Below are 13271 nucleotides of genomic sequence, written 5' to 3'. Positions count from 1 at the left end.
CGTGGCGCGAAGCGCTCAACGATCGCCGTGGCCGACGTCAGAAGTCGTATGCAGGCTCATCGTCGAGGATCTTTGCGAACATCGCAATCAACCCTCCAAGCTCGGAATGCGCCTGGCATGCATCGTGAAGCTCAGCCAGATCGGTGACCTTGACCGCCAATCCGGGAGTCATTTGATCACCAATTTGGGAGCCGCGTTTTTTCGTTTGTCCAGGCCGAGGTGCCGAGGTTGTTGACTTTGAATGTGAGAGTTACTGCCCCACGGGCTACCGCGGTGGCCATGACGGCCAGTCGCCTCAGTGATGACTCCACGGGTCTAGGCATCGGACGCCGAGTGGTTCGAAGTGTCGGGTGTTTCGGGTCACGACGGTCTTGTCGGCGGCCTGGGCGACGGCCGCGGTCAACGCATCGTCGTAGGGAGAGTGTTCGGGCACCCGGTAGCTGGCGAGGATGCGGGCGGCGGGCAGATCGAAAGGCAGTGTGCGACGGGCGAATACGGGCAGCACCTTGGTATCGAACCAACGTCGGAGGTGTTCACCCTGGGTGGGGTCGGTACGTTCCTTGGCGATCACGCCGCGCTCGATCTCGGCCAGCGTGATCGCAGAAATGAACTGTTCAGAGGGCTCTACCGAGTCGGCCCACGCCGCCACGGCCGGATTGCGGCTCGGCACGCGCAACGCGGACACCACGTTGGTGTCCAGTACGTAGGTCACAGTTCTGGGGTTTTGGCTGTCAGACCGAGGCGCTCTGGCTCGAAATCGACGTCATGGCCGCTGTCGGCAGCCAACAGCACCGACATAGGGACGTCTTCACCCGATAACCCCGCGGTAAGGATCGCGCGGGCTTCGGCTTCGGCGGAGTGATGATGTCGCGCGGCGCGCACGCGCAGCGCGGCCTTGGTCCCCTCTGGAAGGTTTCGAATCACGATCTGCTCCATACGCAAATGATATCATTTGGGTGATATCGCGGCGAGGTCAACTGCTTCGGTGCCGGGATCGATCCTCGCGTAGCTCGACAAGATCGTTTTCCGCGTCCAGCAGATCGTCTGCTGTCTGGGCTCCTACTCGGTTTCTGAGAATGCTTGTCCCTGGGACGAAATAGCCCTGCCAAGCACTGTTGGCATCGCCAGTATCCCAGGGATGTGGGCAAACCACAGACGGACTACTTCACGTTGTACCGCCGACGCACGCGATCGGCGAGCTCCACTGCGGTGATCGAGCCGCGTGCGTAGGCCACTTGGTCAGCGCGGGTGGCGTCGGTGCTGCGCGAGCCTTCCAGCTCGGAGCTGCGACGAATCGCACGGACAGCCTTGATCCGTCGCTGTGCCTTCTGTGTCTCGGTCACCTTGCCCACCGCCTCTAATCCTTGGACACGCACACCACCACCCACCGACGGCACTAGTCCGCAAGACCAGCGGCAACACCCTGGACTGAATGCGGCGACACCATTACGGAACGGTGGTCCAGAAAATCGTCTCGGTCGACTCCACAACCAGCAGATCGCCCTCTGTACCCGTCGCCATATACAGCGGCATCGGTTCTCCGGGATCAAGCACGGTGAATCCGGCTGCCGTGTAGAACTTCCGCAAATGTGGGCGGTCCGAGCGGAATTGGCCGTACAACATAGACAGCCGATCGGCTTTGCCGATTTTCAATGCCTCCCGGATCAACCGCCTGCCATGCCCGCGGCCATGTTGATCGGGATGTACAGCTAAGACATGAAGCTTGGCCATCGCCATCGCGGCAATCATGAAATCCACCTCGCCGAGCGGGAAACCATCGATCGTCGCGCCCGTCAGATGCGCTCCCCGTTTCTTCATCATCTCCCATAGCCGCCAGTGCGCGCCCATGATCAACATGCCGATCGGCTCACCATTCAGCCTGAGTACCCGCGCGCTCGTCCTCGCGTAATACCAGCGTGACTGATCAAGATCGAGCAGCGTCTCAACATTCCCGCGACCCGGCTTGCCCACGGCCACGCCCAGATATCCGTCCTGGAGCGCGGAGGTGAACCCGTGGATCTCTGCCGAATAGTCCTTCTGGTCGACACCGGCCAGGCCGTACCAGAACGGCAGCTGCTCGAAATCTTCTGCAGCGGGTTCAGTTACAGCGATCCTGTTCGAGGGACTCACAGCAGCTCTCCCAAAGCTCAGCGGCGCGGGTCGTTGCCACACCAAAATCGATCCATTAAGCAATCTAACGTGTGGGCCGGGCTTCGACGAGGTGGACGGCTCACCCACGGAGCAGCAGAAGACTCGAATAGCGGCGATGACGCACGCAGCGGCTACATGTCGATACACTTGTGTCGACAAATGCTGCGGTGGGGTCAGCTTCTGGTTATCGTGCCTGCATGGGTAAGCGTTCGTTTCTGCGTCCAGCTCGACAGAATGAACCTGTTGGCGATGGTGAGCCGATCGCCGAGGATGAGTATTGGCGCGGTCTAGCTCGTTGGTACCGACCACGGTTGTCGGCTGCGGAGTTTGGCGCTTTGGTGGGGTTGGCGGAGGCCAGCGTGCGCCAGAACCTCACGCGTGGTGCGGATGGTTTCCCGCAACCGTTGTCGCGTGGGTGGCGCAACGAGTGGTCGGAGTCGCAAGCCTATGAGTTCTTGCGGACCCGAAAGTCGCGTCGTGGCCGGCGCGCCGTCGATGGGGTGCCGCGTTTGTATCATGACGGCTATGGTCTGGGGCCGGCGAAATTCATTGCTGCTGAGGTTCTTACGCTTCCAGATCAGCATCAACGGCCGCGTGAGTGGTTGATTCACCGGTGGGAACCGGCCGACGGCCGCGGCGTGGTGGCCGTGGCCTACATCGAGCCCGACTATCCCGAGCCGTGGTGGGCAGAGCGCCTGCTCGAAGTGCTCGGCAATGGTGTGAGCGCGGTGGCAGTGATCACTGACCAGGCGCTCAACGATGGCGTGGATTCCATTGTCCAGGGCCGCATTGTGGTCAGCGAGTACGGACCAGACAGCGGAACTACACAGACCCGGATGCTGGGCTGGTTTGATTTGGCCAACCTCCTGCGGGTGGATATCCCTTGGTGGCCCTACGGTTTGCGCGATTTCGACGCGATGGCGGCGTGGCGCCCTGGCGCTGCGGCGCAAGCGGTCCGGCCGCGAACCGATTGGTATGACGAGCGGCTACTTCCTCGCCTAGTTCCGGCCGCGGAATCTTCCGCGGCCAGGGAGTGTGCACGTGTTGTCGGGATCCTCAATCGGCGGATCGAATCGCGCATCTACACCGCCGACGATCTCGATGTGCCGGGTCACGTGGAGCGACCCGGAGTCGTTCAGGTCGCGTACCCGAGGTATGCGATGCACGACGTCCCGGACGCACCGGATCACTGGGAGTTGGTGCCGTTGTTCGACGCGCGGGTGCCCAATCGGTCTGATCGGCTTGCGGCGCGAGACTGCCTGCGCCGCAACGCCGATATTCGCCGGTGCGTTGACTACACGATCCGTTCCGAGCCGACCCGCGGACCATTGGCAGCGGAGTGGGTAGCGCGGCTGAAGCCTCTTGAGGGCGATCCGGAATCGCTGGGTTCAGCGTTCGCGGAGATCATGCTCTCAGAGCGTGAGGCGGCCCAGCCGCGCACATGGTGGTTTGACCCGCACAACAAAGCGTGCTGGGTGGTCAAGACCGCTGGCGATGTCGTGTTCGCCACAGTGGGCACGACAGTGCCCGCCACCGGGCACCTCACAGAGCTTGAATTCGATGGAGGTCGAGGCCGAGCAGCGTTCTTCCGGGACAGCGACGGGGTCGTGTGGCCGATGCCGCCCCGCGGATACGCCTATCACAATTGCGGTTACAGCGGAGCGGGACCGACCGAGTTGGCCGAGGCAGTAATCGCCCTTCGGCAGGACGCGTCGGCAGACCTGGTCAGCCTCCCCACGCCTGTAGTGTCGGGGACACCTCTGCTGGTGTTGATCGAAGAGACCACGGCGCCGCTGAGGGTGTCGGCCGAACAACTCGACGAGTTGCTGCCTCGTCGCCTGACGGGCTCCACCACGAGTTGAGCTGATAGACCACGCGGGTGTCCGGGGCCTCGACGGTGGATACCGCTGGATGCCGCGGTATCCAGCATGGTCTTGGGCGCCTCTTGACAAAAGGCATAGCTAACGACCCCTCGACCAAATCTGATGTGAGAATTGGGAACATGGATACCTACAAGTTCAGCGTCGGCCACAACGGGAATGACCTGGAGGGCGTTGTCCCAGGCGAGATCCTGGTCGATGCCGTTGTCCTCGCACTACGCAAGGTCTACCCAGAAGCGCAGCTTCAGAGCGAGGAGCAGCTGCGGTCCCAAATCGCCGAGTACATGGCCAAAGATGCGGTCGTACCCCGCTACCCAGTGATCCTCTTCCAAGAAGAGGGCGGCGATAACACGGTCACGGCGTCCTTGACGCTGAGTCGGCTCTCCGGCACTGTGCCGCCGCTGCAGAATCCACCACCCCAGCTCGCTCGACCCCATGTGGAGCGGCCCGCCGAGTGGGAAGGCCTGGTCCACAGGCAGATATATCGCTACATCCGCGGGCAAATCGAAGCCGGCATATACGCAGTCGGCGACGAACTTCCCTCCCCCGAACAGCTGGAGTGGCACTTCGGCACGTCAAGGTCGACCAGCGGCCGTCACGCCTACAGCCAACTGATCGCCGAAGGACTAGTTGCCGATCACGGCAACGACCGCTACGTCGTGTCGGCGATGACGCCGCCACCAGTGCAGACGGTAGAAGCAGCGGTTGACCGGCTCGACGCACTCGAAGTGTCCGTCCACGAAACCTTGGTGGCGCTACGCAGCCTCCGCGCCGATCTGGCCGGCACGCAAACACCCTGCTGCGGACAATGGTGGGAAGTTCGCTCACTCGCACTCGGAGCCGACCCCGCCGAAGTATCACAGGCCGTGTGCACCCGCGACAGCGACACCGGTGAACTCCAATGGCTATTTGGCGCCACTCTCACCACAAGACAGCTGCACCACTTCCAGCCGCTACGCCGCCTCACCTACCTATCGGACTGGACCTGCGACAAAAACCACGACAAGAACACACCCGACAACACACCATCAGACCAAAACCCCTACGCCGCACAGCAAACCAGCCAACCCACCACAACGACAGCCGCCGGCGCCGCCTACTACCCAACCGATGATTACAACGACACCAGCACCACCCCCGACTACTAAGATCCTCAAACCTTGGCTTACGGCTACAAAAGACAAGCGCTCCAGCCCTACGGCCTGGAGCGCTTGCTTTAATAACGGCCCATCCTGTGGGCACGTTTTCCGATATCAGACTAGCACGGACTGATCCATTTCATCGCGGCCCGGATCCTCGAACGGTCCCAGACCTGTGGGGCCAGAAGAGCTTCACGTCGACGAGTGCTTGCTCGACGTTGTCGCCAATTGCGTACTGAGAATGCGACCGGTGGCCCTGCTCGGAATCCCAGATCCGCGCCCAATCCCATAGTTCGTCTGCAACTAGTCCTGACTCGTGGCGAACCACGTCATCGACCGCTGATTCAACGTAAGCCAGCGCATCGAGCGGTTGCCCCTTCACCACGGATCTGGGTGAACACTTCGCCGCACACACCGTCGGCGGTGCAGCGACCAGACGATTCACCACGTTCGCTCAGAATCCGCGTAGCGTGTTCGCTCTGGGGCGCGGTCAATGTCGCGGTGTACGCCGGCGTGCGCACACCAGGGTCTGGAGTTGTTAGGGCCCACGCCGCGACCGCGACAACCACGAGACCGACAACCAGCGTCAAGATTCCTGCTGACCGCCTAAGCCGTTCCCGAGTCGGCACACCGAAAGGCAGTGCCCCGGTTGATGTGTCCTTAGCTGGAACGAGAGGACGGGCCAGGTAGTCGCAGTTCCACTGAACAATGAACTCCGAATCATCGTCGGTTGCAAGGTAGTCGACGTGCTGTATCTCCCTACGGAGCAGAGCGTTATCGGTGAACGCCTCGACCGCCTCATCGCTGATCGAGTAGTAGGCCAGGCCAGGCGATACCGAAAACGAGGTGGCCCGGACGTCAGTTCCCGGCTGTTCGGGCAGAATTTTCCACAGTACGGCTCCGCGTCGTTTGCCGCTTGCCGGTCCGACGAGCTTGACAAGTGTGCGCGCGAAGCGTTCTTCAGCGTGCCCGATCCTCCACGACATCCGCATCCTGGCAGCCCGCGACAAGTCCGTCTCTTCATCCTCTCCAGTCTGGTACTCAGACAACCACACGCGCAGGGCCTCAACGCCCCGGTAAAGCCCAATGAACACACCAGCTGCTGCCGCGGCCAGCAGACACAAGGTGACAGCTACCAGTGCCCACTTCAAGCTGGCGATGTAGTAATCGAGACCGCCGGTCATCACTTTCGTCGGATGGTAAGCACTGTCGGCCATGCCAAGGTCCTCCAGGACCCACGGGGCCGCGTCGATGATCAACTTCGACCACAGGCCCGCCGCCACACCCACAGCCGCGGCCGGCGCCCAAGCCTGTCTTCCTCGCTTGGGCCACGCGCGGCGATACACGTGCACAGACCCGATAATCAGCGCGGATCCGATCACGGCTAACGCGGTGAATGTAACAAGTAAAAGGAACAGTGGCTCGGTCATCGTGAACGCTCGCTTTCGTTGTTGTGCTCGAACTGCTGGTCTTGGCTGCGCATGTCTAATTCTGGTGAGGGGCAGGCATTTACCTGTAGATCAGCGAGATCGGGAACGCGCCGGGAGTGCTCTCCTTGACCTCGTCGCCGGTGTCGGTATCAATCCAGAAGCGCCACTCAGGCTTCGGCGAGATCAAGACCGCCCATCGGTGGTGCACGTCATCCGCGGTGCGCTGGGCATCCTCGGCGTCCAGGCCGCAGAGCTCGATGTCGAATTCGTTTACCTGCCGGGCGAATTCTTCGTCCCTGTGGTGGCCGTAGGTGTAGAGCATGTCGCCGTCTTCGTGCTGGATGAACATGTAGTGGTGCTCGGCGTCGTACTCCGTGTCGAAGTCCTCGGCGGTCAGTGGGGGATGAACTGTGGTCACGGTTTTCACTCCTGTGGTCGTGTGCGGATCAGGGGGTCGCGGGCTGCTTTTTGTCACAGCGGTGATGGCAGACCCGGCATGTCTTCATCGGTGCGCCAGTTCCATACCGGCAGCCCGGCTATCGAGTCATCATCGTTGGCGTCTGCGCCGGCAGGGCGGTCGATGAAGGCGGCGACAGCCGGGCTGGTGTCGGTGAAAATTAGTGAGGCCATCGCTGTCGCACTCCCGTTGTACGACAGCACTTTCCGAAACGACCGCTCCTGCTCGATGGCTGTAGTGAGCAGGGAGCGGTCGGCGTCACCAGTGAATGGGATCCAGTTGTTGTCGGTGGTCATCACCGACAGTTGTTCGACGTTGGCATATCCCGCACGCGACACCGAGAACGTGCAGATCGCCAGCAGACGCACCTCGCCGGCCTCGGCCATCTGCCAGTGTTCGAGTTCGGTGGCGAATCGTTTGGTGAGCTTGCGGTGCAAATCCTCATCAAGGAACCACGGGTGTCCGGGCTGGTGCCGAACCTGCATCTTGTATCCGTGGTTGGCCGGCTCGATCGCCTTGACCTCGCCGATCCCGATCAGCAATCGGGCCGTCTTTCCGGGCTGGTGTCGCGCCGGCGCCCACGCCTTAATCCGGCGCTGCTCGATCTCTGTCTTTCGGACCGCAGAAAATGGCTCCGGCACAAACAAAGACGGAGCGAGGGGGTTCTTTCGGACAAGTTTGCCGTCCACGGCCGCCCGCAAACGGTGGTGAACGACCGTCCAGGAGCGGTGCCCGGTGAACGCCGCGTGCCACGTTGTCAGTTCCGCCTCGTCCCAGAGGTAGTGCAGCACAGCCAGCAGCGAGAGCTTGTTGCCGTCGCTTTGAACAGTGTCCGACGGCGAACCGGACGGTTCAGGGGCAGAGCGGTTGCCAGCCTTCGACAGCGAGAATCCCAACCGCAAGGCGGTGGTGCCGTCGGCAGGGTTGTCCACGATCGACCTGTCAGCAACAGCCCCATAGCCAGAAAGCTCACTGGGAGGCAGCCACGAGCGGCACCGATGGTCATGCGCAGCGGCCGTCCCAGGCATCCGCTTGACGATGAGGTCGCGTCCAGCCGCGGCGATGTACATCTGCACCCCTGGGGACTGGCACAGGCACAGCGGTCGGAGTCGGGCGGCTTTCGCTCGGCCAAGTGCCTGTTGGGCCTCTGGAGTGTGGACATCGTCAACCACGTCACCGTCGACAAAGAACGGGGCAGCGATCGTCATAGCTGGTGCAGTCCGACCGCTGCAGACCCCAATTTCTCACCGAGGATAAGATTCGCCAATGCAGTGTCCATCAAACAGCGACCTCCCACGCTTCACACAGATGAGGCGCGAAAAACCCTGCCCTACAACGGACAACAAGAATTCGGCCTATCGCACACGAGCCTCAATTCACCCGTGAATTCACGATAAACCCGGTCTTCGTCAACTTCTACAAACGGCCCAATAGATCTCGGACGTGCCATCTTTAGTGAGCCGCTGAATGTAGCCGCGACTGTAAAGCCCGCACAGACTGCGGTAGACCTGCTCAGCGACCAACTGCGTGGCACGGCCCTGGTTGGCCTCGCGGCGTATCGCGCTGGTGCTCAGAGGCTCGGCGGCTGAGTTCAGTACGGCCAGTATCTGCTTGTGTCGCGCATTGAGTGAGCGTCGGTGATTGCTGGCCACCACCGCCACCTCCAACCCGGTCGCGACGACGCCACCAGGGTCAGACCATGCCGGGCCGCCGACGTGAACAGCGCTCACCTCGCGGTGTGCCGCGTGCCCGGTGAAGGGTTCGGGCAGCGTTGAGGTGCCGGTGCTGAGCTCACCAAACCAGGCCGTGAGGTACGTGCAGTGTCCTGAATGGATCCGCCTCCGGCACAACGCATACCACCGCTTGCGACCGTTTTCGCCGGTATCGTCATCCTCCACCATGGCAAAGGCTTGTTGCGGCCACAGCACGGGCACACATCACCGACCAGGGCTACTGATTCGACACGGCAGTAGCCGCAGGGCCACGACGCGGTGTCCATGGAAGTGGATGGACCGCCCGAAGATGCCGCCGGTGGCGATTCACCACACGGCACATCTCCGCCGGGCCTCGCACCTGCCACAGACTCACCGACACTGTCGCGCAACACGACACGGTGGTACGTGCCCATCCTCATCTCCCGTCCCCCATTCACCAGTCCAGTCAGGCGCTGACAGACCAGCTCGAAACGGAATCCGTCGCGCTCTCGTGCCAGCCCCCTGTCGGCAACCGCTGACCAGCCATGAAGGCCTCCAAAACATCGTCAGGCCACATCTGGCTAACCCCGGTACTGCCGCTTCGATGCAGCAAGCTGGCCAGCAGCTTTGGTTGTTCTGGACAGCGACCATCCCAACCAGGCTCCGTCTTGCCCCAGGTATGACCTGTCTCGCGGTTGATCTTGGTGTGAAGCTGCCGCTTCAACGTCTCGTAGCGAGCATCTGTGATCAGCCCAGAACGCCATAAATGAGGAATGAGTGCACCAATCGCGATGCCCCACTTTCGCTTCACTGCCGCAAGATCAGTGATCGTCGGCTCAGTCGAAAGCTCCGCCGCCAGCGCTGAAGCCGGCGCCAGCAGCTCGCCGGCGAAACACTCGGCCAGGTCCTCGGTATGCGGACTGCCCACCGGACTCCAACCCAGTACCAAGTGGCCCACCTCATGAGCCATGGCCCAGCGAATCCGCTCCCACGATCCGCTCTCACGCAACACGATCACCGGCCGCTGGTCGCGATCTCCCACCCACGCCGACCATCCCAAATGATTCTGCGGCAACACCTTGTCCAATGACACGCCAAGTCCATCGCCGTGTATCACGACCACAGCCCCGGCCCGCTCCGCAGCGCCGATCATGTCACCGACCGGCGCATTCGCCGATATACCCATGCAGCGCCGCGCCGCCGCCGCAAGCAGTGCCACCGAAACCTGCCCACCAATAGTCGGAAGGGTCACTATGGGAAGTGGCGCACGCTCACCAAGGAAAGTCACGAATTCACCCGCAGCAGCGCTGAAATGGGCGGCGAACTGAGTTCCCGCCGTCGGTGCCCGCTTCGTAGGACGAAAGGTCAGCTCAGGTAACCGCCGCTGCGTCGGTGGCGTCCTAAAAAACTCCACCGGAAAGCCCAACACCTCGGCCAGCGCGCACACTTCACCGACACTCAAGACAGTCGAAGGACCCTTCTCCAAGCGGGTCAACTTCGCGCCACGCCAGCTCATGTGCTTGAGCACCGCAGTTCCCGCCAACTGACGCAAGATCCGCGCTTGACGAACCCGCTGCCCATACACCACCACGGCGCTGGGTTCGGCGGCAAACTGCTCACTCATCACGATGTACGCCGACCTCCTACCGGCAGAGGCCGAGGCTTGGCACCTGAAATGCCGTGGCGGCCAGAAGATGCCAAGCCTCGAACCATTACACCCGGCACGAGGGGGAGACCGGGTAACACTCACCCTAAAGCCGACCCCGCGAAAGTTCTACAAAGCCCCTGACCTGGACAAATCAGCACACTCCGGGCTATCGACGGCCAACACGAGCACTGCGACACGCGGCTCGTCTTATCGACCATTGCCGGCCACCCAAATACGGGCCGCGACCCCACGACCGCATTAACGCGCGTCGTGGTCGCGCCGCACCCTACCGGTGCGCCTCCAGCTAAAGCGCCACCCGTTCAGCCGCCACCACCGCATACGCGGCATCAGGAAGATCCGGCACCGAATCACTCATGCGGACAAGAGCTTCCAAAATCTGCGAAGCGATCCAGGAAGCGCGGTACAGGTTCTGCATCGCGGCGTGTGACTCTGGTGGCCCATAGTCGCCCTTACCTGGCCGCTGCGTAGAAGCGAGCTGCAGCTGATTGCGACCAGCGGTACGCAACTCTTCAAGCAACGGATCCGACAGTTCTTGTCCCATACCGAGTTTCCCAATGGCATCATGCCCACAGGTCGGCAGATGCATGTCCTCGCTCACCAGGCGGCGGCATCTGTCGGTCAGCTGAGCAATTGCCCGACGAGGATCGCTCACGTCCCGCAGCTCTTTGTACAACTCGTGATCCAACGAACTCAGCCGGTGATAACGCCCGTTGCCCAGGCCCGGCACCTCATCAGTCGTGGGAATCGGATTCGTACCGATATCGGCCGACAACACGGGAACGTTCACCCGCTCCGCAGCGGTCGTAGACCCACCTGTAGCCAACCCAAGCAAGCCACCCTTACCCCCAGCGACTCGCGCGTTGGCGTACTCCAACATCAATCGAGTCACATCGCCCCACCCGAACCACCGCCGCAAGAAATCTGTCGGCAGAACCGGATCAGTCATCGCCGGCAACATCGAATTCGGCAACACCACCGTCGAGGGAACAAACCCCTGACCCTCATCGGATACAAACAGCATTTGAATGCCGCCGTAATCCTCGAAAAGCCCAACGGCCCAGTCGATATGCCAGCCCTCCCTACGGCACGCATGCTGCAACTCCCACACCCGCCGCTGCGCCGGCGCCAGATCCACCGACGCATACTTCTCCGCCAACCCCGCGCCTCCCGCCCCCGCAGCAGTCGCACCAGACAACATCGCCGCAGGCGCCCCCGTACCACCACCCTGCTGCGAACCACTCCCGCTACCGCCGGCAGGCGTCGTCGCCGCACCGCTGCCCGCACCTGCCGGCCCCGCCGCAGTCTGAGATGGGCCCCCACCACCTTTGAGATCCGAGCCAAACGGAGGAAGCGGACCCGAACCCCCCACCCCGCCAGGCGCATGCCCACCCATCGCACCCACAGGCGCGACCGGCGGCATACCCGAACTCACACCGGAACTCCCCCCTGACAAACCAGTCCCCTGCACGCCAGGAGCCTGAGGCGTTGACACAGCGCCCATCTGACTCGTCATCGGCGCCCGGGCACCCTCAGCAGGCAGCAACGGCCTCGCAGCAGCAGCAGGAGGTGCGCCGCCCGCCGAAGCGCCCGAGGTGAACCCTTTCGCAAAATCACTAACAGGCCCGCCAGACGGCGGCAAAGCACCAGCAGCCGGAGCCTTAGGGGCCGACCCCACATTCCCAAGCCCCGAAGCCCCACCACCCTGACGACCCAACCCACTCAAACCAGAAGCCCCGGAACCACTCCCAGAACCAGAACCAGCCTGCGAACCCCCACCAGCCGCAGCCAGCGGTGAAGCAGTCTGCCCCAACCCCTGCCCCGCAGCAGGACCGACACCCGCCTGGGTACCTGCCCCTGCATCAGTAAGCTTGTCTGCCTTACCTTCTAGCGCCGCGTGGTCAGCGTTCTGCGGCTTTGTGTCGTTGCCTTCAGTTGGTTTGTCTCTGTTGTCGGTTGCTGCGTGGTCGCCTAGCTCCTTGCCAGAGGAGAGTTCTTTTGCTTTCTCACTATCCTTGTCGGCTGGTGCCATGCTGTTGTGGTCACTGCCTGCCGTTCCCCCATCTTTGTTTGTGGTCGAATCGACGGGCGTAACCTTGGTCGCCCCTTGCCCGTTGGGTGGGCTGAACTGGGTGAAGATGGTTTTGGGAATCGTGGCGTTGATCGCCTCGACCTCCGCAACGGCTTTGGCGGACGCGGCCTCGGCCGCAGCAATAGCTCTCGTCACAACCGTCACCTCCAGCATCCCGTACGCTGCAGGCAGGGTTGTTCTCAGGGCTTCCTGTGCCTTCAACTCCGCGTGTGCGTCGTCGTCGATCCCCATCAGCGTCAGCATCAGGGTTTCACCGATTCTTGCCCACGCTTCGACGTTAGCGGCCTTCTGACCCCGAAACGCAGCAAGGTCTCGCCAGCCCGACTCTTCCTGTGTGTAGGCCCGAACGCTGGCGTCTGCGAAGAAGCCTTTCTCCTCAGCCATCACCTCGATGTAAGCGCGGCGCAGGCCGCGGGCGGTGTCCAGCGCTGTCTGCTGGTCTGCACGGTGGTCAGCCGCCAGATCACCCAGCGTGCTGGGACGAATATCGGGCCAAAGCGGCCACGAAATTAACCGTGAATGCTGGTTGTTGGGCTTCGACAATGCCATAACCCTGAGCCTACGGCCGTGGGTACTAGATCTGAACTGGTCGAAAACCTACGGGCGAACCGGCTCGCCAACCGACCGGCAGTACGCATTTACCGTCGTGGATGTCTCTGCCGCGTCGTTAAAAACGTATCTTGCGTCTTGGTTCCACCAGGAGTCGTCCTTGATAAAGCTCACGGCCACGGTCATATCGACTGCCCTCCTGGCCGTCCGATC

The 13271-nt window shown here is 62.2% G+C and carries 13 protein-coding genes and 1 pseudogene; 2 read left to right on the top strand and 12 right to left on the bottom strand.

The annotated features are described in order from the left end of the window. Positions 1–37: 37 nt before the first annotated feature. From BEMPMBAN_RS17830 to BEMPMBAN_RS17810, 6 genes and pseudogenes are all read right to left on the bottom strand, one after another. Entirely contained in the window at positions 38–172 is a 135-nt protein-coding gene (locus tag BEMPMBAN_RS17830; protein ID WP_425294986.1) for a hypothetical protein, read from the bottom strand. A 123-nt stretch (positions 173–295) separates the two neighbouring features. Then, a complete protein-coding gene (locus BEMPMBAN_RS17825; RefSeq protein WP_159232483.1) occupies positions 296–712 on the bottom strand; it encodes a type II toxin-antitoxin system VapC family toxin in 417 nt (138 codons plus the stop codon). Continuing rightward, entirely contained in the window at positions 709–924 is a 216-nt protein-coding gene (locus BEMPMBAN_RS17820; RefSeq protein ID WP_159232517.1) for a FitA-like ribbon-helix-helix domain-containing protein, read from the bottom strand. The genes BEMPMBAN_RS17825 and BEMPMBAN_RS17820 overlap by 4 nt, the downstream gene beginning before the upstream one ends. A 79-nt stretch (positions 925–1003) precedes the next feature. Next, positions 1004–1153 (bottom strand): annotated as a pseudogene (locus BEMPMBAN_RS32740) (Fic/DOC family protein); the annotation flags it as partial. Positions 1154–1160: 7 nt separating this feature from the next. Beyond that, positions 1161–1343 (bottom strand): antitoxin VbhA family protein, encoded by a 183-nt coding sequence (locus tag BEMPMBAN_RS17815; RefSeq protein WP_159232515.1) that lies wholly within the window; start codon positions 1341–1343, stop codon positions 1161–1163. Between the two features lie 103 nt (positions 1344–1446). Beyond that, a complete protein-coding gene (locus BEMPMBAN_RS17810) occupies positions 1447–2130 on the bottom strand; it encodes a GNAT family N-acetyltransferase (protein WP_159232481.1) in 684 nt (227 codons plus the stop codon). Between the two features lie 218 nt (positions 2131–2348). On the opposite strand from BEMPMBAN_RS17810, the gene BEMPMBAN_RS17805 reads away from it, so the two are divergent. Both BEMPMBAN_RS17805 and BEMPMBAN_RS17800 read left to right on the top strand, forming a co-directional pair. Next, a complete protein-coding gene (locus BEMPMBAN_RS17805) occupies positions 2349–4013 on the top strand; it encodes a hypothetical protein (RefSeq protein WP_159232479.1) in 1665 nt (554 codons plus the stop codon). Positions 4014–4153: 140 nt separating this feature from the next. After that, positions 4154–5179, top strand: coding sequence for a winged helix-turn-helix domain-containing protein (locus BEMPMBAN_RS17800; RefSeq protein ID WP_159232476.1), 1026 nt, complete (start codon positions 4154–4156; stop codon positions 5177–5179). Positions 5180–5514: 335 nt separating this feature from the next. Here the strand turns inward: BEMPMBAN_RS17800 and BEMPMBAN_RS17795 are convergent, their stop codons facing one another. The 6 genes from BEMPMBAN_RS17795 to BEMPMBAN_RS17770 form a co-directional block, all read right to left on the bottom strand. After that, positions 5515–6600, bottom strand: coding sequence for a hypothetical protein (locus BEMPMBAN_RS17795; protein ID WP_159232474.1), 1086 nt, complete (start codon positions 6598–6600; stop codon positions 5515–5517). A 79-nt stretch (positions 6601–6679) separates the two neighbouring features. After that, on the bottom strand, positions 6680–7018 hold the full coding sequence (locus tag BEMPMBAN_RS17790; RefSeq protein ID WP_234897549.1) for a hypothetical protein: 339 nt from the start codon (positions 7016–7018) through the stop codon (positions 6680–6682). A gap of 53 nt (positions 7019–7071) precedes the next feature. Next, positions 7072–8265: a DUF1173 family protein gene (locus tag BEMPMBAN_RS17785; RefSeq protein WP_159232470.1), complete on the bottom strand. Its 1194-nt coding sequence runs from the start codon at positions 8263–8265 to the stop codon at positions 7072–7074. A gap of 201 nt (positions 8266–8466) precedes the next feature. Further along, positions 8467–8985 carry a hypothetical protein gene (locus BEMPMBAN_RS17780; protein WP_159232468.1) on the bottom strand — a complete coding sequence of 173 codons (519 nt, stop codon included), beginning with the start codon at positions 8983–8985 and terminating at the stop codon, positions 8467–8469. Between the two features lie 232 nt (positions 8986–9217). Continuing rightward, positions 9218–10375: an ImmA/IrrE family metallo-endopeptidase gene (locus BEMPMBAN_RS17775; RefSeq protein WP_159232466.1), complete on the bottom strand. Its 1158-nt coding sequence runs from the start codon at positions 10373–10375 to the stop codon at positions 9218–9220. 328 nt (positions 10376–10703) lie between these two features. Further along, positions 10704–13058 (bottom strand): hypothetical protein, encoded by a 2355-nt coding sequence (locus tag BEMPMBAN_RS17770; protein ID WP_159232464.1) that lies wholly within the window; start codon positions 13056–13058, stop codon positions 10704–10706. Between the last annotated feature and the right edge of the window lie 213 nt (positions 13059–13271).

It is taken from the genome of Mycolicibacterium austroafricanum (assembly GCF_902705885.1).
Classification (GTDB): Bacteria; Actinomycetota; Actinomycetes; order Mycobacteriales; family Mycobacteriaceae; genus Mycobacterium; species Mycobacterium vanbaalenii_A.
Note: the sequence above shows the minus strand (reverse complement) of the source record. Positions and strands in the feature narration are given on the sequence as shown.